The organism is Pseudomonas sp. NPDC078700 (assembly GCF_044542375.1).
Lineage (GTDB): Bacteria > Pseudomonadota > Gammaproteobacteria > Pseudomonadales > Pseudomonadaceae > Aquipseudomonas.
In genome coordinates this window covers 566,112-585,116 of sequence record NZ_JBITUI010000001.1, presented here as the reverse complement: position 1 = coordinate 585,116, position 19,005 = coordinate 566,112, and the positions used below count along the sequence as shown (strand labels likewise).

The 19,005-nt window shown below is 54.7% G+C and carries 15 protein-coding genes and 3 tRNA genes; 17 read left to right on the top strand and 1 reads right to left on the bottom strand.

Annotated elements, in window-relative coordinates; translation table 11 throughout:
* Positions 1-56 precede the first annotated feature (56 nt).
* The 16 genes from ACIGCM_RS02785 to ACIGCM_RS02710 all read left to right on the top strand — a co-directional run bounded on the left by ACIGCM_RS02785 (position 57) and on the right by ACIGCM_RS02710 (position 16,435).
* Positions 57-995: a lipid A biosynthesis lauroyl acyltransferase gene (locus ACIGCM_RS02785; protein WP_397500491.1), complete on the top strand. Its 939-nt coding sequence runs from the start codon at positions 57-59 to the stop codon at positions 993-995.
* A 57-nt stretch (positions 996-1,052) separates the two neighbouring features.
* Positions 1,053-2,261 (top strand): patatin-like phospholipase family protein, encoded by a 1,209-nt coding sequence (locus tag ACIGCM_RS02780; protein WP_397500490.1) that lies wholly within the window; start codon positions 1,053-1,055, stop codon positions 2,259-2,261.
* 202 nt (positions 2,262-2,463) lie between these two features.
* Complete coding sequence (locus ACIGCM_RS02775; protein ID WP_397500489.1) at positions 2,464-3,684, top strand: aspartate aminotransferase family protein; 1,221 nt, start codon at positions 2,464-2,466, stop codon at positions 3,682-3,684.
* A gap of 201 nt (positions 3,685-3,885) precedes the next feature.
* The gene (gene aruF / locus ACIGCM_RS02770) at positions 3,886-4,905 is read left to right on the top strand and encodes an arginine/ornithine succinyltransferase subunit alpha (protein ID WP_397500488.1); all 1,020 of its coding nucleotides are present in this window, start codon (positions 3,886-3,888) and stop codon (positions 4,903-4,905) included.
* A gap of 9 nt (positions 4,906-4,914) precedes the next feature.
* On the top strand, positions 4,915-5,931 hold the full coding sequence (astA, locus tag ACIGCM_RS02765; RefSeq protein WP_397500487.1) for an arginine N-succinyltransferase: 1,017 nt from the start codon (positions 4,915-4,917) through the stop codon (positions 5,929-5,931).
* 70 nt (positions 5,932-6,001) lie between these two features.
* On the top strand, positions 6,002-7,465 hold the full coding sequence (astD, locus tag ACIGCM_RS02760; protein WP_397500486.1) for a succinylglutamate-semialdehyde dehydrogenase: 1,464 nt from the start codon (positions 6,002-6,004) through the stop codon (positions 7,463-7,465).
* Positions 7,462-8,811 carry an N-succinylarginine dihydrolase gene (astB, locus tag ACIGCM_RS02755; RefSeq protein ID WP_397500485.1) on the top strand — a complete coding sequence of 450 codons (1,350 nt, stop codon included), beginning with the start codon at positions 7,462-7,464 and terminating at the stop codon, positions 8,809-8,811. The genes astD and astB overlap by 4 nt, the downstream gene beginning before the upstream one ends.
* Positions 8,812-8,826: 15 nt before the next feature.
* Positions 8,827-9,120, top strand: a complete 294-nt coding sequence (locus ACIGCM_RS02750) for a topoisomerase II (protein ID WP_397500484.1) — start codon at positions 8,827-8,829, stop codon at positions 9,118-9,120.
* Positions 9,121-9,203: 83 nt separating this feature from the next.
* The gene (astE, locus tag ACIGCM_RS02745) at positions 9,204-10,211 is read left to right on the top strand and encodes a succinylglutamate desuccinylase (RefSeq protein ID WP_397500483.1); all 1,008 of its coding nucleotides are present in this window, start codon (positions 9,204-9,206) and stop codon (positions 10,209-10,211) included.
* Between the two features lie 189 nt (positions 10,212-10,400).
* The gene (gene ltaE, locus ACIGCM_RS02740) at positions 10,401-11,405 is read left to right on the top strand and encodes a low-specificity L-threonine aldolase (protein WP_397500482.1); all 1,005 of its coding nucleotides are present in this window, start codon (positions 10,401-10,403) and stop codon (positions 11,403-11,405) included.
* A 226-nt stretch (positions 11,406-11,631) separates the two neighbouring features.
* Positions 11,632-14,256 (top strand): alanine--tRNA ligase, encoded by a 2,625-nt coding sequence (gene alaS / locus ACIGCM_RS02735; protein ID WP_397500481.1) that lies wholly within the window; start codon positions 11,632-11,634, stop codon positions 14,254-14,256.
* A gap of 83 nt (positions 14,257-14,339) precedes the next feature.
* Positions 14,340-15,575, top strand: a complete 1,236-nt coding sequence (locus ACIGCM_RS02730) for an aspartate kinase (protein WP_397500480.1) — start codon at positions 14,340-14,342, stop codon at positions 15,573-15,575.
* A 188-nt stretch (positions 15,576-15,763) separates the two neighbouring features.
* Positions 15,764-15,949 (top strand): carbon storage regulator CsrA, encoded by a 186-nt coding sequence (gene csrA, locus ACIGCM_RS02725; RefSeq protein ID WP_010490393.1) that lies wholly within the window; start codon positions 15,764-15,766, stop codon positions 15,947-15,949.
* Between the two features lie 61 nt (positions 15,950-16,010).
* Positions 16,011-16,101, top strand: a tRNA-Ser gene (locus ACIGCM_RS02720).
* Positions 16,102-16,209: 108 nt separating this feature from the next.
* Positions 16,210-16,286 (top strand) — tRNA-Arg (locus ACIGCM_RS02715).
* Positions 16,287-16,358: 72 nt separating this feature from the next.
* Positions 16,359-16,435 (top strand) — tRNA-Arg (locus ACIGCM_RS02710).
* 90 nt (positions 16,436-16,525) lie between these two features.
* Here the strand turns inward: ACIGCM_RS02710 and ACIGCM_RS02705 are convergent.
* On the bottom strand, positions 16,526-17,005 hold the full coding sequence (locus ACIGCM_RS02705; RefSeq protein WP_397500479.1) for a DUF4124 domain-containing protein: 480 nt from the start codon (positions 17,003-17,005) through the stop codon (positions 16,526-16,528).
* A 407-nt stretch (positions 17,006-17,412) separates the two neighbouring features.
* On the opposite strand from ACIGCM_RS02705, the gene mgtE reads away from it, so the two are divergent.
* Positions 17,413-18,855, top strand: coding sequence for a magnesium transporter (gene mgtE, locus ACIGCM_RS02700; protein ID WP_397500478.1), 1,443 nt, complete (start codon positions 17,413-17,415; stop codon positions 18,853-18,855).
* Positions 18,856-19,005 lie beyond the last annotated feature (150 nt).

The following is a 19,005-nucleotide window of genomic DNA, read 5'->3' as shown; positions in this document are numbered from 1 at the left end:
AGCGAGGAAAGTCCTGATAGAATGCCGATCAATTGTGGTTTTGATTGGAATTGTTCATGGATCGTCCTGTGTTTCGCCGCGAGTTTTTGCATCCAAGGTATTGGCCGCTGTGGTTAGGCCTTGGTGTGCTGTGGCTGATTGTGCAGTTGCCGTACAAGGTGTTGCTCGGGTTGGGTCGCGTGTTGGGTGCAGTGATGCATATGTTTGCCAAAGAGCGATGTGAGGTCATCACCCGTAATTTGCAGCTGTGTTATCCGCAGATGAGCAATGCCGAGCGCGAGCGCTTGATTCGTGAAAACTTCGCATCCACCGGCATCGCTTTTTTCGAAATGGCTATGAGTTGGTGGTGGTCAGCTCCGCGCTTGGCCAAGCTGGCCAAAATCGAAGGCCTTGAACATTTGCAGCAAGCTCAAGCTGAAGGGCAGGGTGTTATTTTGATGGCGCTGCACTTCACCACCCTTGAGATCGGCGCAGCACTGCTGGGGCAGCAGCATACAATCGATGGTATGTACCGTGAGCATGACAATCCGTTGTTCGACTATATACAGCGACGTGGGCGTGAACGACATAACCTTGATGCCACAGCGATAGAGCGCGAAGACGTGCGCGCTATGCTTAAAGTACTTCGTGCTGGGCGCGCCATTTGGTACGCCCCGGATCAGGACTACGGCCGCAAGCAGAGTATTTTTGCACCCCTGTTTGGCGTGCAAGCTGCAACTGTCACGGCTACAACCAAGTTTGCGCGTTTAGGCCGTGCACGTGTGTTGCCCTTTACTCAGCAGCGCTTGGCTGATGGCAGTGGTTACCGGCTGGTGATTCACCCGCCGCTGAGTGACTTCCCCGGGGAGAATGAAGAGGCTGATTGCCTGCGTATCAATCAGTGGGTTGAACAAGCAGTTAATGCTTGTCCTGAGCAATATTTATGGGCACATCGGCGCTTCAAAACACGGCCGGTGGGTGAGCCTAAGCTGTATAAAAAACGCAAGCGCAAGTAACGCACGCTGTCTGTAGCGGGTGTCGCTCTATACTGACGGGACAATTAAGGCGTACAGATGACCATGATGCCCAGCGTAAACGAAGCCGTTACCGGGCTGATTCTCTCGGGCGGTGGGGCGCGGGCGGCGTATCAGGTTGGGGTGCTGGCGGCGATTGCTGATTTGCTGCCAGACCCGCAGATCAACCCGTTCCCAGTCATAGTGGGCACCTCGGCGGGTGCTATCAATGCAGTAAGCCTGGCCTGTGGCGCGATGAATTTTGCCCAGGCTGTGCAGCGGCTGAGCAGTGTCTGGCAAAGTTTTAGTACCGCCGATGTGTACCGCAGTGATTGGCCGGGTGTGTTGGCGCAAGCGAGCCGATTTGTCGGTAACAGTGTGCTTGGCATTGGCGGACGGGTTCCAGTAGCCCTGCTCAATGGCTCACCCCTAAAGGACCTGCTGGCTAACGAGCTGGACTTCACGGGGATCTCCGCGGCGGTGCGCAGTCGCAAGCTCAATGCCGTGGCGGTGACCGCCTTTGGTTATGACTCAGGCCAGGCGGTGACTTTTTACCAAGGCCGCGCCACCATCGATTCATGGTTCAGGCATCGGCGAATTGGTGTGCCGACCCGTCTAGGCTTGGATCACTTACTGGCAAGTTCGGCGATTCCGCTGCTGTTTGCACCAGTCAAAATCAATAATGAATACTTTGGCGATGGCGCAGTGCGCCAGTCTGCGCCTATCAGTCCGGCCCTGCACCTGGGGGCGAATCGAGTCTTGGTGGTGGGCGTCAGTGATCACTTTCAGCAAGATCGCGCCATTCATATGCCCAGGTACAATGGCGTCGCAAAGCCGCCAACGCTGGCGCAGATCAGCGGGCATCTGCTCAACAGTACCTTTATCGATAGCCTTGAGGGCGATATTGAGCTGTTGGAAAGAATTAACCACCTAAGCCGCATGATCACTCCAGAGCAGCAGCACGCAAGCCATCTGAAGCCGGTTGAAGTGCTGGTTATCGCGCCGAGTCAGCCACTCGATGAGATTGCCGCGCGCCACCGTCGAGAAATGCCGGCTGCAGTGCGCTTGTTTTTGCATGGACCTGGCGCGACCCGCGACAGCGGCGCTGGGGTGCTCAGCTATCTATTGTTTGAGCCGGGTTACTGCAGTGAACTGATCGAGCTGGGCTATCAGGATGCGATGGCGCAGAAGGCCAAGCTTACCGCCTTTTTGTCCTTGGGTGGCAGTACCGCGCAAAAACCACTTTCGGTTAAGCAGTTGCCGGTTTAAAACTAGCGGGTCACCCTTTGAGCAGTAGTTTAAACTGCGCCATACCGATGCTTTGTGTCGCATTTTTATAAGCTGCGGTTTTTCAGGGGATGGCGCTATAAGAAGTTGTCGCATGCCGGCAATGCCATCCTTATTGCAATCCCTACAATCCTTCTCATCGCCTGCTACTGAAAGCAGGTGTTTCCTTGCCAGGAGAGTTCAGATGTCTGTTCAGCACGACCCGGTGCAACGCGCCGATTTCGATCAGGTTATGGTTCCAAACTATGCACCCGCTGCTTTTATCCCCGTGCGCGGTGAGGGTTCGCGAGTCTGGGACCAGAGCGGTCGTGAGCTGATCGACTTTTCTGGAGGTATCGCGGTAAACGTACTCGGCCACGCTCACCCTGCGTTGGTTAAGGCGCTGACAGAGCAGGCCAATACCCTGTGGCATGTGTCTAACGTGTTCACCAACGAACCCGCGCTGCGTCTGGCTAAAAAACTGATCGACGCAACTTTCGCCGAGCGGGTGTTCTTCTGCAACTCGGGCGCTGAAGCCAACGAGGCTGCTTTCAAGCTGGCCCGTCGTGTCGCGTTCGACAAGTTTGGCGAAGACAAGTATGAAATCATCGCGGCAGTGAACAGCTTTCACGGCCGCACCCTGTTTACCGTCAGTGTTGGTGGTCAACCGAAGTACTCCGATGGCTTTGGTCCTAAGATCAAAGGCATTAGCCACATTCCTTATAACGACCTTGATGCGTTGAAAGCGGCTGTTACAGACAAGACCTGTGCAGTAGTGCTTGAGCCTATTCAGGGTGAGGGCGGTGTGGTTCCGGCTGATCTGGCGTATCTGCAAGGCGCACGTGAACTCTGTGATAAGCACGATGCGCTGCTGGTGTTTGATGAAGTACAAAGCGGTATGGGACGCAGCGGCTCGCTGTTCACCTATCAGCATTACGGCGTGACGCCAGACATTCTGACCAGCGCCAAGAGCCTGGGCGGCGGCTTCCCGATTGCGGCGATGCTGACCACCAATGAATTGGCCAAGCACTTGGCAGTGGGCACTCATGGCACTACCTACGGCGGCAACCCGCTGGCATGTGCAGTGGCCGAGGCAGTTCTTGACACCATCAATACCCCAGAGGTGTTGGCAGGTGTGCTCAGCAAACATGACCGTTTCAAAGCCAAGCTGGAGCAGATCGGCCAGCAGTATGGCGTATTCACTGAAGTACGCGGCATGGGGCTGCTGATCGGTTGTGTGCTCAGTGAGGCATGGAAGGGCAAAGCCAAAACCATTCTTGAGGCTGCTGCGGCCGAGAATGTCATGGTCCTGCAAGCTGGCCCGGATGTGGTGCGTTTCGCGCCAAGCCTGGTGGTCGACGATGCTGATATTGATGAAGGCCTGGCCCGCTTTGAGCGTGCAGTCGCCAAATTGACTCAAGCCTGATCTGCACCCATGGGCAAACCGTCTTGGCGGTTTGCTCCATGGGTTGCTTTGTTGTTCTGTCGCAGCGATTTCCTCAGGCCCTATGGATAGCCTGAGTTACTCCATGGATGAATGATCTTGTGTGTTGCAGCCATGGGTTGCAGTTTTCTCCAGCTCACTCGGCGCGAGTGTTCTGGGGCTTCTCTTGAAAGGAGTGACACCATGCTGGTGATGCGCCCCGCGCAAATGGCTGACCTTGCGGAAGTACAGCGTCTGGCCGCGGACAGCCCGGTTGGTGTGACTTCACTGCCGGACGATGTTGGCCGCCTAAGCGATAAAATTGAGGCGTCTGAAGCCTCGTTTGCGGCTGAAGTCAGTTTCAACGGTGAAGAAAGCTATTTTTTTGTCCTCGAAGATACTGAGACTGGCCGCCTGGTCGGTTGCTCCGGGATTATGGCGTCGACCGGTTATTCCGAGCCTTTTTACAGTTTTCGCAACGAAACCTTTGTGCATAACTCGCGAGAGTTGAAGATCCACAACAAGACCCATGTGCTTTCGTTGTGCCACGATTTGACCGGCAACAGCCTGCTGACCAGCTTCTATGTTGAGCGGCCGTTGGTGAGTACGGTATTCGCTGAACTTAATTCCCGTGCCCGCTTGCTCTTTGTTGCGACCCACCCGGAACGCTTTGCAGATGCGGTGGTGGTGGAGATCGTCGGTCACAGTGATGAATCAGGTGACTCGCCATTCTGGGACGCGGTTGGGCGTAACTTTTTCGACATGAACTACGCCGAGGCCGAGCGCCTGTGTGGCTTGAAGAGCCGTACCTTCCTTGCCGAGTTGATGCCGCATTACCCAATCTATGTACCCTTGTTGCCTGACACGGCTCAAGAAGCCATGGGGCAAGTGCATCCGCGGGCGCAGATCACCTTCGATATTTTGATGCGCGAAGGCTTTGAGACCGATCACTACATCGACATTTTTGACGGCGGGCCAACGTTGCATGCGCGTACCTCGGGTATCCGCACCATCGCTCAGAGTCGAATGGTACCGGTGTTGTTAGGTGAGCATATACAAGGTGGTGGGCGCATGTATTTGGTCAGTAATGGCCAGTTGCAGGATTTCAGGGCCATCGTTGTTGAGTTGGATTGGGTGCCGGGTCGCCCGGTCACGCTTGATCTGCAAACCGCCGAGGCCTTGGGTGTCGGTGAAGGCGTCAGCGTCCGTTTGGTCGCCATTTAAGGAGTCAGCATGATCGTTCGTCCCGTACGCAGTGCCGATCTCGCGGCCCTTATTGACCTGGCTCGCAGCACGGGTGCCGGTTTAACCACCTTACCAGCCAATGAAGAACGCTTGGCCCATCGCGTCGGCTGGGCTGAAAAAACCTTCCGCGGCGAAGCCGAGCGAGCCGATGCGGATTACCTGTTCGTGCTCGAAAGCGATGACGGCGAAGTGGTGGGTATCTCTGCTATCGCTGGCGCTGTTGGGCTGCGTGAGCCCTGGTACAACTACCGGGTAGGCCTGACGGTGAGTGCCTCGCAAGAGTTGAATATTCACAAGCAGATTCCGACGCTGTTCCTGGCCAACGACCTGACCGGCAACTCAGAATTGTGCTCGCTGTTTTTGCGCGCCGATCATCGCACCGGTATCAATGGGCGCATGCTCTCAAAAGCACGCTTTATGTTTATCGCCGAATTCCCTGAACTGTTTGGCGACAAAGTCATGGCAGAAATGCGTGGGATGTCCGATGAACAGGGGCGCTCACCGTTCTGGGAGAGCTTGGGGCGACACTTCTTCAAGATGGAGTTCAGCCAGGCTGACTACCTCACCGGGGTTGGCAATAAATCGTTTATTGCTGAGCTGATGCCCAAGTTCCCGCTGTACACCTGTTTCCTCTCCGAGGATGCGCGCAACAGTATCGGCCGTGTTCATCCCGATACCGAGCCGGCGCTAACCATGCTCAAAGGCGAGGGTTTCAGCTATCAGGGCTACGTCGATATTTTCGATGCGGGCCCTGCAATTGAAGCTGAAACCCAGAAGATCCGCGCGGTGCGTGACAGTCAGACGCTTGTACTGGCGATAGGCACACCGGGCGACGATGCAAGCCCTTTCGTGATGCATAACCGTAAACGCGAGAACTGCCGGATCACCGCGGCGCCTGCTCGCATGGCCGCCGGGACCTTGGTGGTTGATGCGCTGACCGCCAGGCGCTTGCAGTTGTCGGCGGGTGATCAAGTGCGGGCAGTGAGTTTGTCAGCGCGCGGTTAAGCGGGCTAATACGAATTAGGCATTCGGCGTTTCGCCGGGCCGCGATAATTGCTGGGAGTGGTAAAACAACATGAGCACTCATTACATAGCAGGGCGTTGGCAGGACGGGCAGGGCGCGGCGTTTCAATCCCTAAATCCAGTGACTCAGGCTGTACTCTGGGAGGGTCGTGAGGCCAGCGCTGAACAGGTTGGTGCAGCGGTTGACGCTGCTCGCGCAGCATTCCCGGCTTGGGCGTTACGCAGTCTTGATCAGCGTATTGAAGTGCTCGATACCTTTGCTGCGACCCTCAAACTGCATGCTGATGAGTTGGCCCATGCCATTGGCGAGGAAACTGGAAAGCCGTTGTGGGAGTCCGCAACTGAGGCCAGTAGCATGGTTAATAAAGTGGCCATCTCGGTGCAAAGCTATCGCGAGCGCACCGGCGAAAAGAGTGGTCCTTTAGCGGATGCCACTGCTGTGCTGCGTCACAAGCCACATGGGGTTGTGGCGGTGTTTGGTCCTTATAACTTCCCCGGCCACCTGCCCAATGGTCACATTGTTCCAGCCTTGCTGGCGGGGAATGCCGTGGTGTTCAAACCCAGCGAGTTGACGCCTAAAGTCGCTGAAATAACGGTTAAATGCTGGATTGAAGCCGGGCTGCCAGAGGGCGTGCTCAATCTGGTTCAGGGTGCCCGCGAAACCGGTGTTGCCCTGGCGGCAAACACCGGTATCGATGGCCTGTTCTTCACGGGGTCGAGTCGCACCGGCAACTTGCTTCATAATCAGTTCGCTGGCCGCCCAGACAAAATCCTGGCGCTGGAGATGGGGGGTAATAACCCACTGGTGGTTGATCAGGTGGCGGATGTTGACGCCGCTGTCTACACCATTATTCAGTCGGCGTTTATCTCGGCGGGGCAGCGTTGTACCTGTGCGCGGCGTTTGCTGGTGCCGCAAGGCGAGTGGGGCGATGCTTTGCTGGCGCGTCTGGTCAGGGTTGCCGCTGATATTAATGTCGGTGCCTTTGATGCTCAGCCTGCTCCCTTCATGGGATCGGTGATTTCATTGGCGGCAGCCGAACACTTGATCAAGGCGCAGCAGCAGCTTGTGGCCAATGGTGCCACGGTACTGCTGGAAATGACCCAGCCTTCGGCGACCTCTGCCTTACTTACACCCGGCATTATTGATGTGAGCGCCGTTTCTGAGCGTGTCGATGAAGAGTTCTTTGGCCCGTTGTTGCAAGTGATTCGCTACGCTGAGTTTGCCGATGCCATTCGTGAGGCCAACAATACCGCCTTCGGGTTGGCAGCAGGCTTGTTGTCTGATTCCAAAGCGCGCTACGAGCAGTTCTGGCTGCAAAGCCGCGCCGGTATCGTCAACTGGAACAAGCAGTTAACCGGTGCAGCAAGCACCGCACCTTTCGGTGGTGTCGGCGCCTCGGGTAACCACCGTGCCAGCGCCTATTACGCTGCCGATTACTGCGCTTACCCGGTTGCTTCGCTGGAAACGGAAACACTGAGCCTGCCAGCCACTCTGACGCCGGGAGTAAGCCTGTGAGCAATGCTTTTGAAGTGAACTTTGATGGTCTGGTTGGGCCGACCCACAACTACGGCGGCCTGTCATATGGCAACGTTGCTTCGCAAAGTAATAGTCAAGCAGGCTCCAGCCCGAAAGAGGCGGCGAAGCAGGGTTTGACCAAAATGAAGGCGTTGATGGACATGGGTTTCAAGCAGGGTGTACTCGCTCCGCAAGAACGCCCGGACGTCAATGTGCTACGCAGTATTGGTTTCACCGGTACTGACGCTCAGGTGATCAGTCGAGCAGCCAAGGAGGCCATGCCTCTGCTGGTTGCAAGCTGTTCGGCGTCGAGCATGTGGACGGCCAACGCCTGCACCGTAAGTCCGAGCGCTGATACCGCTGATGGCCGTGTGCATTTCACGGCTGCCAACCTCAATTGCAAGTTTCACCGTTCAATCGAACACCCGACTACTAGTCGTATTTTGGCTGGCATGTTTGTCGATCAGCAGCATTTTGCACACCATGCTGCGTTGCCTGCCGTTGCGCAGTTTGGCGACGAAGGCGCTGCAAACCACACGCGTTTCTGCAAAGGTTATGGCGATGCGGGTGTTGAGTTTTTTGTCTTCGGTCGCAGCGCCTTTGATAGCCGTTTTCCTTCGCCGCAAAATTACCCGGCCCGGCAAACCCTTGAAGCATCGCAGGCGATTGCGCGCTTACATGGTTTAAGTGATGAGGCTGTGGTTTACGCCCAGCAAACCCCAGCGGTGATTGATCAAGGGGTGTTTCACAACGACGTGATTTCGGTGGGTAACGGTGAAGTGCTGTTCTATCACCAGGACGCTTTCCTCGACACCGAAAAAGTTCTGGCTGAACTTGCTGAAAAGCTGGGTCGCCGAGGCGCTGACTTCAAGCCAGTATGCGTGCCGCGCAATGCGGTAAGTGTTGACGATGCGGTGAAGTCCTACTTGTTTAACAGCCAGCTGCTCACCCGCGCCGATGGCGGCATGTTGTTGATCGTCCCGGAAGAGTGTCGCAATAACACTAATGTCTGGAACTACTTGCAGCAGTTGACCGGTGGCAACGGGCCTATCCGTGAAGTTAAAGTCTTCGATCTCAAGCAAAGCATGCAAAACGGTGGCGGACCTGCATGCCTGCGTTTACGCGTAGCGCTCAAAGAGAAGGAGCTGCAAGCAGTCAATCAGGGTGTGATCATGAGCCCGGGTTTGTATGACACACTGAATGTCTGGGTCGATAAACACTACCGCGATCGTTTGAGCGAAAACGACCTGGCTGATCCGCAATTGCTAATTGAATGCCGTACGGCATTGGATGAACTGACACAGATCCTTAAACTAGGCTCAGTTTATTCATTCCAACTCGCTTAATAGAGAGCTTTGACCATGTCCAATGATGCCCTGCAACTGATTCTTGAAGACACCGACGGCACCCAACTGGAAACGTCCTGTACGCGTTTTGCTGTGGTCTGGCAGGGTAAAGAGGTATGGATTCAGCAAGTCGGTAACAACCAGTTAATGATTGGTGTCGATGTTGCTGAAGGTGATACTGAATACGCCAACTTGTTGCTGCGTCCATTGGCGACCAATTTGGTAAGCCTTGAGCTGGAAATGGAGAGTGCAGATTTGGATGATGACGGACAGGATGGCCATGTGCACGGTCCTGACTGCAATCACTGATCGTGCTTCTAGCCCCGCGCTGCCTGCTATAGGCGCTTTTGACTTGGGCTGAAGTTAAGCTGGCAGACAAATCGGAGTTTTATATGCTTGCCTTAGGAAAATTGCTTGAACTGACGTTGGCCGGTCGCGAGCCTGCAACGAAGATCCAGGTAACTGCCGAAGGCACGCGTTTGCGCTGGCTGGCTGAGGGTGCGCTTGAGATTACCCCGCCAGCGGGCAAGGACAATGGCCTCGATTTGTTGCTGTCGGCGGGGGTGCACGGCAATGAAACTGCGCCTATCGAATTGCTCGATCGACTGCTTCACGGCATTGCCCGCAGCGAAATTAAACCCTGCGTGCGTATCCTGATTTTATTTGGCAATCCTCAGGCGATTCGCCAAGGCGAGCGCTATGTAGAGCAAGACCTCAATCGTCTGTTTAATGGTCGTCACGAGCAGGCAGAGGGCTTTGAGGCCATTCGTGCCAGTGAGCTTGAGCATCTGGCAACTGCTTTTTTTCGTGAGCCTGATCGCTCGCGCCTACACTACGACTTACACACGGCCATTCGTGGCTCAAAAATTGAACAGTTTGCCATGTACCCCTGGATTGAAGGGCGTGCACATTCGCGCCGCGAGCTTGAGCGATTGAATGCCGGTGGCATTGATGCGGTGCTGCTGCAAAGCAAGCGTTCAATCACCTTCAGCGCTTTCACTTACGAAACCCTCAACGCAGAAGCTTTCACCCTGGAGTTGGGCAAGGCGCGGGCATTTGGTGAGAACCAGTTGGTGAACCTCGATCTATTAGAGGCGCGCATACAGCAGATCATCGAGGGAAAGGAGCCTGAGCATGAAGCCTCGGGGCTTGATGGTTTGCAGGTCTTTACGGTGGCCCGTGAAGTGATCAAGCACAGCGATGCATTTGCGATGCATTTGCCGGCTGATATTGAAAATTTCACTGAGTTACCGGCGGGTTACCTGCTCGCTGAAGATGCTCGGGACGTGCGTTGGATCATTGAGCAGGGCGAGCGGATCATATTCCCTAATCCGGCGGTGAAAAATGGTTTGCGCGCCGGTATTTTGATTGTCCCCAGCGATGGTGCCGAATTGGCGTAGGCTGGGGCAACGCGACGCTTGCCCTGCAAAACGCTCAAGTCTGGAAAAGGCTCGGACGTTCACAGCCGTTGTCGGTGGGTGAGAACGCGTCACGCTCAAGTCGCCCTTAACTGTACCTTGTGAGTCGTGCGGCCAGCCTTTAGCATCCTTGCTTTAGCCATTGCTTACGACCTCAAGGAAACCCTGCCCATGCCCATTATCGATCTGCGTAGCGACACAGTGACCTTGCCAACCGCCGGAATGCGTGAGGCGATGCAAGCTGCAGAGTTGGGCGATGATGTATACGGTGAGGATCCGACTGTTACCCGCCTCGAAGTTTACCTGGCGGACAAGCTTGGCTTTGAAGCGGGTCTTTTCGTTCCAACGGGCACCATGAGCAACCTGCTTGGGTTGATGGCGCATTGTCAGCGTGGCGATGAATACATTGTTGGACAACAAGCCCACACCTATAAATATGAAGGTGGTGGTGCTGCAGTGTTGGGTTCAATTCAGCCGCAACCGATTGAAGGCGAGGCCGATGGCACGCTGGATCTGGCCAAGGTTGCAGCAGCCATTAAGATGGATGACTTCCACTTTGCCCGCACCCGTTTGCTGGCACTGGAAAATACCATGCAGGGTAAAGTCTTGCCGTTGGCTTATCTGGCAGCAGCCCGCGATTTTACCAATAAGCACGGCCTGAGCCTGCATCTAGACGGTGCCCGGCTGTATAACGCAGCGGTCAAGTTGGGTGTCGAGCCGCTGGAAATCACCCGTCACTTCGATTCTGTATCGGTGTGCCTATCAAAAGGGCTTGGCGCTCCAGTGGGTTCAGTGCTGTGCGGTACCGCCGAATTTATCGGCAGAGCGCGACGCCTGCGTAAAATGGTCGGGGGTGGCATGCGTCAAGCCGGCTTGCTTGCAGCCGCAGGCCTGTATGCGTTGGAGCATCAGGTTGAGCGCTTGGCGCAAGACCACGCTAATGCGCAGGCGCTCGGCGAGGGCTTGCGGGCACTGGGTTTCAGTGTGGAGCCCGTGCAAACTAATATGGTTTATGCGCAGGTTGGTGAGCAGGCGGGTGCGTTGAAAAGCTTTTTTGCCGAGCGTGGGATTAAGCTCACGGCAGCCGCTCGATTGCGTATGGTGACCCATCTGGATGTCAGTGCAGATGACATCAATCAGGTGCTTAAAGGCTTTGCTGATTTCAAACAATCTTGACCTTTATCGCACAAACGCTGTACCGATTGCTCAGGCCCTATATAATGCGGCCCTTTGCCGTGGCTCCGGCATTTGTTCGCGTGCGCTAAATTTGCGCCCGAAACCTGCTCTGGAGCACGTGTTTACCGTTTGTCATGAGTGTATTTGAGCTGTTTTGGCTAATTTTGGCCGCCGCCTTGTATGCTTTGAAACCTATGCAGAACCGCCTAATTCCGTGGAAAAGCCTATGAAAAGCGCAGAAATCCGTGAAGCCTTCCTCCGCTTCTTCGAAGAGAAGGGGCATACGCGTGTTGCCTCAAGTTCACTGATTCCAGGTAATGACCCAACCCTGCTGTTTACCAACGCAGGTATGAATCAGTTCAAAGATTGCTTCCTAGGCCTGGAAAAACGCGCTTACACCCGCGCTACCACCAGTCAGAAATGTGTGCGTGCAGGCGGCAAGCACAACGATTTGGAAAACGTTGGGTATACCGCGCGCCACCACACCTTCTTTGAGATGCTGGGCAACTTCAGCTTTGGCGACTATTTCAAGCGTGATGCAATTCATTACGCCTGGGAGTTTCTGACTTCTGAAAACTGGTTGAACCTGCCGAAGGAAAAACTCTGGGTTACGGTTTACGCCAGCGATGACGAAGCGTTCGATATCTGGACCCAGCAAGTCGGTGTTCCTGCTGAACGGATGATCCGCATTGGCGATAATAAAGGTGCGCCGTACGCTTCAGATAACTTCTGGGCCATGGGTGACACTGGCCCTTGCGGCCCGTGTACTGAGATTTTCTTCGATCACGGCGAGCACATCTGGGGCGGGCCTCCGGGGTCGCCTGAAGAAGATGGCGATCGCTATATCGAAATCTGGAACAACGTATTCATGCAGTTCAACCGCACGGCTGATGGCGTGATGCATCCGCTGCCAGCGCCAAGTGTGGACACCGGCATGGGGCTTGAGCGTATCAGTGCCGTGCTTCAGCACGTCAACTCGAACTACGACATTGACCTGTTCCAAAGCCTGTTGAATGCCTCGGCCAACGCCATTGGCTGCGTCAACGAAGGTCAGGCTTCGCTGAAAGTAGTGGCTGACCATATCCGCTCATGCGGTTTCTTGATTGCTGACGGAATTACCCCATCGAATGAAGGGCGTGGCTATGTGCTGCGCCGTATCGTGCGGCGTGCATGTCGCCACGGTAACAAGTTGGGTGCCAAGGGCAGCTTCTTCTATCAAATCGTTGCCGCGTTGGTGGCCGAGATGGGCGATGCTTTCCCTGAGCTTAAGCAGCAGCAGGCACACATCGAACGCGTACTGAAAACTGAAGAAGAGCAGTTCGCCAAGACGCTGGAGCAGGGCCTTAAAATTCTTGAGCAGGATTTGCTTGAGCTTAAAGGCACTGTGATCCCGGGTGATGTGGTGTTCAAGCTGTATGACACCTTTGGTTTTCCGGTTGACCTGACAGCAGATATCGCCCGCGAGCGTGAGTTGACCATCGATGAAGATGGCTTTGAGCGTGAAATGCAGGCGCAGCGCGAGCGCGCACGTTCGGCCAGTTCGTTCGGCATGGATTACAACAATTTGGTCAAGGTCGATAGCGATACGCACTTCCTTGGTTATGAGGCGACCTCTGGCAGCGGCAAAATTATTGCGCTGTTTAAAGATGGTCAGACTGTCGACACCCTGAACTCAGGAGAGGAGGGTGTGGTGGTTCTGGATCAAACGCCTTTCTACGCTGAATCTGGCGGACAGATCGGTGACAGCGGTTATTTGGAAGGTGCGGGTGTGCGCTTTGATGTGCGCGATACCACCAAGGCAGGTGGTGCATTCTTGCACCATGGCATCATCACTCAAGGCAGTCTGGCCGTGGGCGCTTCAGTGAAGGCTGAAGTGGATGCCGATGTGCGACAGGCCACGGCCTTGAATCACTCGGCAACTCACTTGCTGCACGCCGCACTGCGCCAGGTCTTGGGTGATCACGTTACCCAGAAAGGCTCATTGGTTGATAGTCAGCGACTGCGTTTCGACTTCAGCCACTTTGAAGCGATCAAGCCAGAGCAGCTCAAGGCGCTGGAAGATATCGTCAATGCCGAGGTGCGTAAGAACAGCGAAGTCGAAACCGACGAAACTGATATTGAAACCGCTAAGGCCAAGGGTGCAATGGCCCTGTTCGGTGAGAAGTACGGCGATGATGTGCGCGTGCTGACCATGGGCGGCGGCTTCTCGGTTGAGCTGTGTGGCGGCACGCACGTTTCGCGTACCGGTGACATCGGTTTGTTTAAGATCACCAGCGAGGCGGGTGTTGCCGCGGGTGTTCGCCGTATTGAGGCTGTCACCGGAGCGCAGGCGCTTGCCTACCTCAATGGTGCCGAAGAACAGTTGAAGGAAGCCGCTGCACTGGTCAAGGGCAGCCGTGAAAACCTGTTGGACAAATTATCCGGTGTAATCGAGCGTAACCGTCAGCTGGAAAAAGAGCTGGAGCAGCTCAAGGCTAAGGCTGCCAGCGCTGCCGGTAATGACTTGGCAGGTTCTGCAGTTGAAATCAAAGGCGTCAAGGTGCTTGGCGCGCGAGTTGATGGGCTTGATGGTAAGGCCTTGTTGGCGATGGTTGACCAGCTCAAGAATAAGCTCGGCAGTGCAGTGATCCTGCTCGGTGGAGTGCTCGACGACAAGGTTGTGTTGGTCGCGGGTGTAACTCAGGATCTGACCGCCAAACTCAAGGCCGGTGACCTGATGAAACAAGCGGCAGCAGCCGTAGGTGGTAAGGGCGGCGGTCGTCCAGATATGGCGCAAGGCGGTGGTGTAGATGCCGGTGCTGTGGATGGTGCGCTGGCACTTGCAGCCACTTTCGTCGAACAAGGTCTGTAACGGCTGTGTGATTGTGCTCGTCCAGTGCAGGCGAGCAGTTGCATGTTTAATGGGCGCCCCTCGCGGGCTTAGGCGGCATTGAAATGGCTTTGATCGTACAAAAATTTGGAGGCACCTCCGTCGGCACTGTCGAGCGTATCGAGCAGGTGGCTGAGAAGGTTAAGAAATTCCGCGAACGCGGTGATGATATCGTTGTGGTGGTTTCGGCCATGAGCGGCGAAACCAATCGCCTGATTGAGCTGGCCAAGCAGATTGGTGATCAGCCCGTTCCGCGTGAGTTGGATGTGATGGTTTCAACCGGTGAGCAGGTGACTATCGCCCTGTTGGCCATGGCGTTGATTAAGCGCGGGGTTCCGGCTATTTCGTACACGGGTAACCAAGTACGAATTTTGACCGATAGCGCGCATAATAAGGCGCGAATTTTACAGATCGATGACCACAAGCTGCGTAAAGACCTTAAAGAAGGGCGCGTGGTTGTGGTTGCAGGTTTCCAGGGTGTGGATGAGCACGGCAATATCACCACGCTTGGTCGTGGCGGCTCGGACACCACCGGGGTTGCCTTGGCTGCGGCGTTAAAAGCTGATGAGTGCCAGATCTACACTGATGTTGACGGTGTTTACACCACCGACCCAAGGGTTGTCGCCAAGGCTCAACGCCTGGACAAGATTACCTTTGAAGAAATGCTTGAAATGGCCAGTTTGGGCTCGAAGGTGCTGCAAATCCGCGCCGTTGAGTTCGCCGGTAAGTACAATGTACCGCTGCGCGTGCTGCACAGCTTTCAAGAGGGGCCAGGCACCCTCATTACCATTGATGAAGAGGAAACCATGGAACAGCCGATCATCTCCGGCATCGCTTTTAATCGCGACGAAGCCAAGCTGACTATCCGTGGAGTGCCGGATGTTCCGGGCGTTGCTTTCAAGATTCTTGGGCCTATCAGTGCGGCTAACATTGAAGTGGACATGATCGTGCAGAACATCGCCCACGATAAGAGCACTGACTTTACCTTTACCGTGCACCGCAATGACTACCAGAGTGCTCAGCAGGTGTTGGAAAACACCTCCCGTGAGCTCGGTGCTCGTGAGGTGGTGGGTGACACCAATATTGCCAAGGTCTCGATCGTCGGTGTTGGTATGCGCTCTCACGCAGGGGTTGCCAGTCAGATGTTTGAAGCCTTGGCCAAAGAAAACATCAACATTCAGATGATTTCGACTTCTGAGATCAAGGTCTCGGTGGTGATCGAAGAGAAGTATTTGGAGTTGGCGGTGCGTGCGCTGCACACAGCTTTTGATTTAGACGCCCCGGCTCGCCAGGTCGACTAAATTGGAATATTCAAAAGGCGCTGCTTAAAACCAGCGCCTTTTGTCTTTTTTGACTGCGAGGGCAGGAACTTTATTTCCTGCTTTACTGGTCAATACTTTGGTGAAGGCTTTACTTGTAATTGGTAACCGTCGACACCACTTTATATTTGCAGACTGTTGTCCCGTTAAATTTCCATGAGGTGAAAGGAATGCTGATTCTGACTCGTAGGGTCGGAGAGACCCTAATGGTGGGTGATGAAGTCACCGTCACCGTACTTGGCGTCAAAGGTAATCAGGTGCGCATTGGGGTTAACGCCCCGAAAGAAGTAGCCGTGCACCGTGAAGAAATTTACCAGCGAATCCAGAAAGAGAAAGACGAAGAACCAAGCCATTAATTTAATTGAAATTTTGGCTTTGCAAACGGGGAAAACATGGTTATCATGCGCCCCGTGTTGCGGAGAGGTGGCCGAGTGGCCGAAGGCGCTCCCCTGCTAAGGGAGTACATCTCAAAAGGGTGTCGGGGGTTCGAATCCCCCCTTCTCCGCCATTATTTTGCAGTATAGGGTTGTTCATCGTTGGTTTGATAAGTTGTTGAAATTATTAAATTTAACGGTTGAAATAAGTTTTAAATTCCCTATAATGCGCACGCTTTAGTGCACTCATAGCTCAGCTGGATAGAGTACTCGGCTACGAACCGAGCGGTCGGAGGTTCGAATCCTCCTGAGTGCACCATATTCAAAGTTGTCTTACGCTTGTAAGGCTTCTTGTTTAACCAGAGGTGAGCTGGTCTAAAAAATCACTAATGCACTCATAGCTCAGCTGGATAGAGTACTCGGCTACGAACCGAGCGGTCGGAGGTTCGAATCCTCCTGAGTGCACCATATAGCGGTAACGAAGAGGGCCTGCAGCGATGCAGGCCCTTTTTCGTTGTGGGCGAAAAATAATGCTTTACCAGTCGAAGCAATCGCTCCTTACCGACCTTTGACGCAGCCAGCCTGATCAAAGCTAACCTTGCTCTTGTTACCTTGCAGGTCTTGGTAGTGGTAGCTGAGTCGGCCATTGTTACGATCAATTCTTTGTGGCTGCCCAAGTGCGCTCTCGACATCGGCTTTGGTCATTCCGGCGAGTATTTGCTTTTTTATGATCGCAGTACGTCTTTGGCTGCCAGTGATACGGTTGCCGCAACCATCCTGGCGCTGCCCGACCACAATGACGCCAGTATTGCTTGTTTGATTGATGTCGCGCTTCGGGCTGGCCAGTGGAATGGGTTTTCCGCTGCTGGGTGTCAAATTTTGCGGGTTCTCACGCTGTTGCCTTTGATCGGTGGGACAGCCGTGGCTGGTAAATGTCAAATTGCCTTGGCTGTCTTCGCAGCGAAATACGCTCTCGGCAAAAACACTTGAGGCTAAGGTTAGAGGTGCGCTCAGTGCCAGAGTTGCGAGCTTGTGCATGGGTCGTCCTCCTTGATGGTCGCAGTGCGATTGCTTGTAAGTGTCTTGAGTTCATATCTGTGCGTCGCATTGCTGTGTAGGGATTATTAACCCTGATTAAGGGGTGTTCGACAGCCTAGCTAATGGACTGGCTTGTCAGCTTGCGGAAGGCAGAGCAGGGGCGTGTTGGGTGTGATGCTTTAGTTATTGTCGTCCTCAGGTTTTCCCTGTAACCATTTGTTCTTGGAAACTTTTGTAACGTGCAAAGCGTCTGAGCAGTGTTATCATCGTTGCGTCAGCCTCGCCGAGGCTTGTGGAATACCACCATGGACTTACCCAGTAGTTACACCGAATTTCGATTGTGCAATCACGGACTGACTGATTGATCCCCTTTGGCGTGCGCCGTCGCTGGGGATGGAGTGCGCCACATGACAGAAGTAGAAGCTAAAAAGCCGCAAGAAAGCCTGCAGGATCGCCTGGCTCAGGTGGTCGAGCTGTTGCACAAGCAAAAGCTTGTGGAAGACCTGGCGCACCGTCAGGAAGGCCATCACCGGGATCTGGTTGAAAACCTGGTCCACCGGCAAAACCTCGCCGAACTCCAGCGCAAGCTCGATGAACTGCACTCGGCTGACGTTGCTCACATCCTTGAAGCACTGCCGCTGCCTGATCGTCTGACGATCTGGCAGCTGGTTAAGGCTGAGCGTGACGGCGATATCCTGCTTGAAGTGTCCGATGCGGTCCGTGAGACCTTGCTGGCGGACATGGAGGATCATGAGATCCTGGCTGCGGCGATGGAGATGGACGCCGATGAGCTGGCCGACCTAGCCTCCGAGCTGCCGCGTGACATCGTTCACGAGCTGATGGAAACCCTCGATGCGCAACAGCGTGAGCGCGTGCGCTCGGCGTTGTCCTATGAAGAGGAGCAGGTCGGTGCTCTGATGGACTTCGAGATGGTGACAATCCGTGAGGATGTCTCCCTTGAGGTCGTATTGCGTTATCTGCGGCGCTTGAAGGAACTACCAGGGCACACCGATAAACTATTCGTGGTCGATCACGATGGCGTACTCAAGGGTGTTTTGCCGGTTAAGCGTTTGCTGGTAAATGATCCAGAAAAAATTGTTCGTGAGGTGATGGCGACTGACCCGGTGAGCTTCCATCCGGACGAGGACGCCTATGATGCGGCGCAAGCGTTTGAGCGCTATGACCTTATTTCGTCACCGGTGGTGGATAAAAACGGCAAGTTGATTGGCCGTTTGACCATCGATGAAATGGTCGACCTGATCCGTGAGGAAAGCGAAAGCGAAGTCCTCAATATGGCGGGTCTGCGCGAAGAGGAAGATATCTTTGCCTCGGTCTGGAAGTCACTGCGAAACCGTTGGGCGTGGCTGGCGATCAATTTGATCACGGCTTTTATGGCTTCGCGGGTAATCGGCTTGTTCGAAGGTTCGATTGAGAAGCTGGTTGCGTTGGCGGCATTGATGCCGATTGTCGCGGGTATCGGTGGCAATTCCGGTAACCAAACCATCACCATGATTGTCCGGGCGATGGCGTTGGACCAAGTCAGCACAGGCAATACCTCACGCTTACTGCGCAAAGAACTGGCTGTTTCGCTGATCAACGGTGTGGTCTGGGGTGGGGTGATCGGCGCAGTGGCCTGGATTCTCTATGACAGTTACTCGTTGGGCATCGTGATGACAGCGGCCATGACCCTGAACTTGTTGCTTGCTGCCTTGATGGGCGTGCTGATTCCGATGACCTTGGTCCGCATGGGGCGCGACCCGGCATTGGGTGCGAGTGTGATGATTACTGCGGTGACTGACAGCGGTGGTTTCTTTATCTTTCTGGGGTTGGCTTCACTGTTTCTTATCTAGGGCCTGTTCTGGCTCTTGTGCTCGAGGTCCGTGCAGGGCCTCGATGCCTCCATCATTTGGGTAGTTTCGAGGCCTTGCGGTCATTGCTTGGTGCTGGTCGTGCTTGGGCTGGGCAGGGTTGATGGCGCGGATTCGCTCACACTAAGAGGT

Bases quoted from the DNA above. Each gene is read 5' to 3' on its own strand.
- ACIGCM_RS02785 (WP_397500491.1), top strand. From the start codon at position 57: ATGGATCGTCCTGTGTTTCGCCGCGAGTTTTTGCATCCAAGGTATTGG.
- ACIGCM_RS02780 (WP_397500490.1), top strand. From the start codon at position 1,053: ATGACCATGATGCCCAGCGTAAACGAAGCCGTTACCGGGCTGATTCTC.
- ACIGCM_RS02775 (WP_397500489.1), top strand. From the start codon at position 2,464: ATGTCTGTTCAGCACGACCCGGTGCAACGCGCCGATTTCGATCAGGTT.
- aruF (WP_397500488.1), top strand. From the start codon at position 3,886: ATGCTGGTGATGCGCCCCGCGCAAATGGCTGACCTTGCGGAAGTACAG.
- astA (WP_397500487.1), top strand. From the start codon at position 4,915: ATGATCGTTCGTCCCGTACGCAGTGCCGATCTCGCGGCCCTTATTGAC.
- astD (WP_397500486.1), top strand. From the start codon at position 6,002: ATGAGCACTCATTACATAGCAGGGCGTTGGCAGGACGGGCAGGGCGCG.
- ACIGCM_RS02750 (WP_397500484.1), top strand. From the start codon at position 8,827: ATGTCCAATGATGCCCTGCAACTGATTCTTGAAGACACCGACGGCACC.
- astE (WP_397500483.1), top strand. From the start codon at position 9,204: ATGCTTGCCTTAGGAAAATTGCTTGAACTGACGTTGGCCGGTCGCGAG.
- ltaE (WP_397500482.1), top strand. From the start codon at position 10,401: ATGCCCATTATCGATCTGCGTAGCGACACAGTGACCTTGCCAACCGCC.
- alaS (WP_397500481.1), top strand. From the start codon at position 11,632: ATGAAAAGCGCAGAAATCCGTGAAGCCTTCCTCCGCTTCTTCGAAGAG.
- ACIGCM_RS02730 (WP_397500480.1), top strand. From the start codon at position 14,340: ATGGCTTTGATCGTACAAAAATTTGGAGGCACCTCCGTCGGCACTGTC.
- csrA (WP_010490393.1), top strand. From the start codon at position 15,764: ATGCTGATTCTGACTCGTAGGGTCGGAGAGACCCTAATGGTGGGTGAT.
- ACIGCM_RS02705 (WP_397500479.1), bottom strand. From the start codon at position 17,005: ATGCACAAGCTCGCAACTCTGGCACTGAGCGCACCTCTAACCTTAGCC.
- mgtE (WP_397500478.1), top strand. From the start codon at position 17,413: ATGACAGAAGTAGAAGCTAAAAAGCCGCAAGAAAGCCTGCAGGATCGC.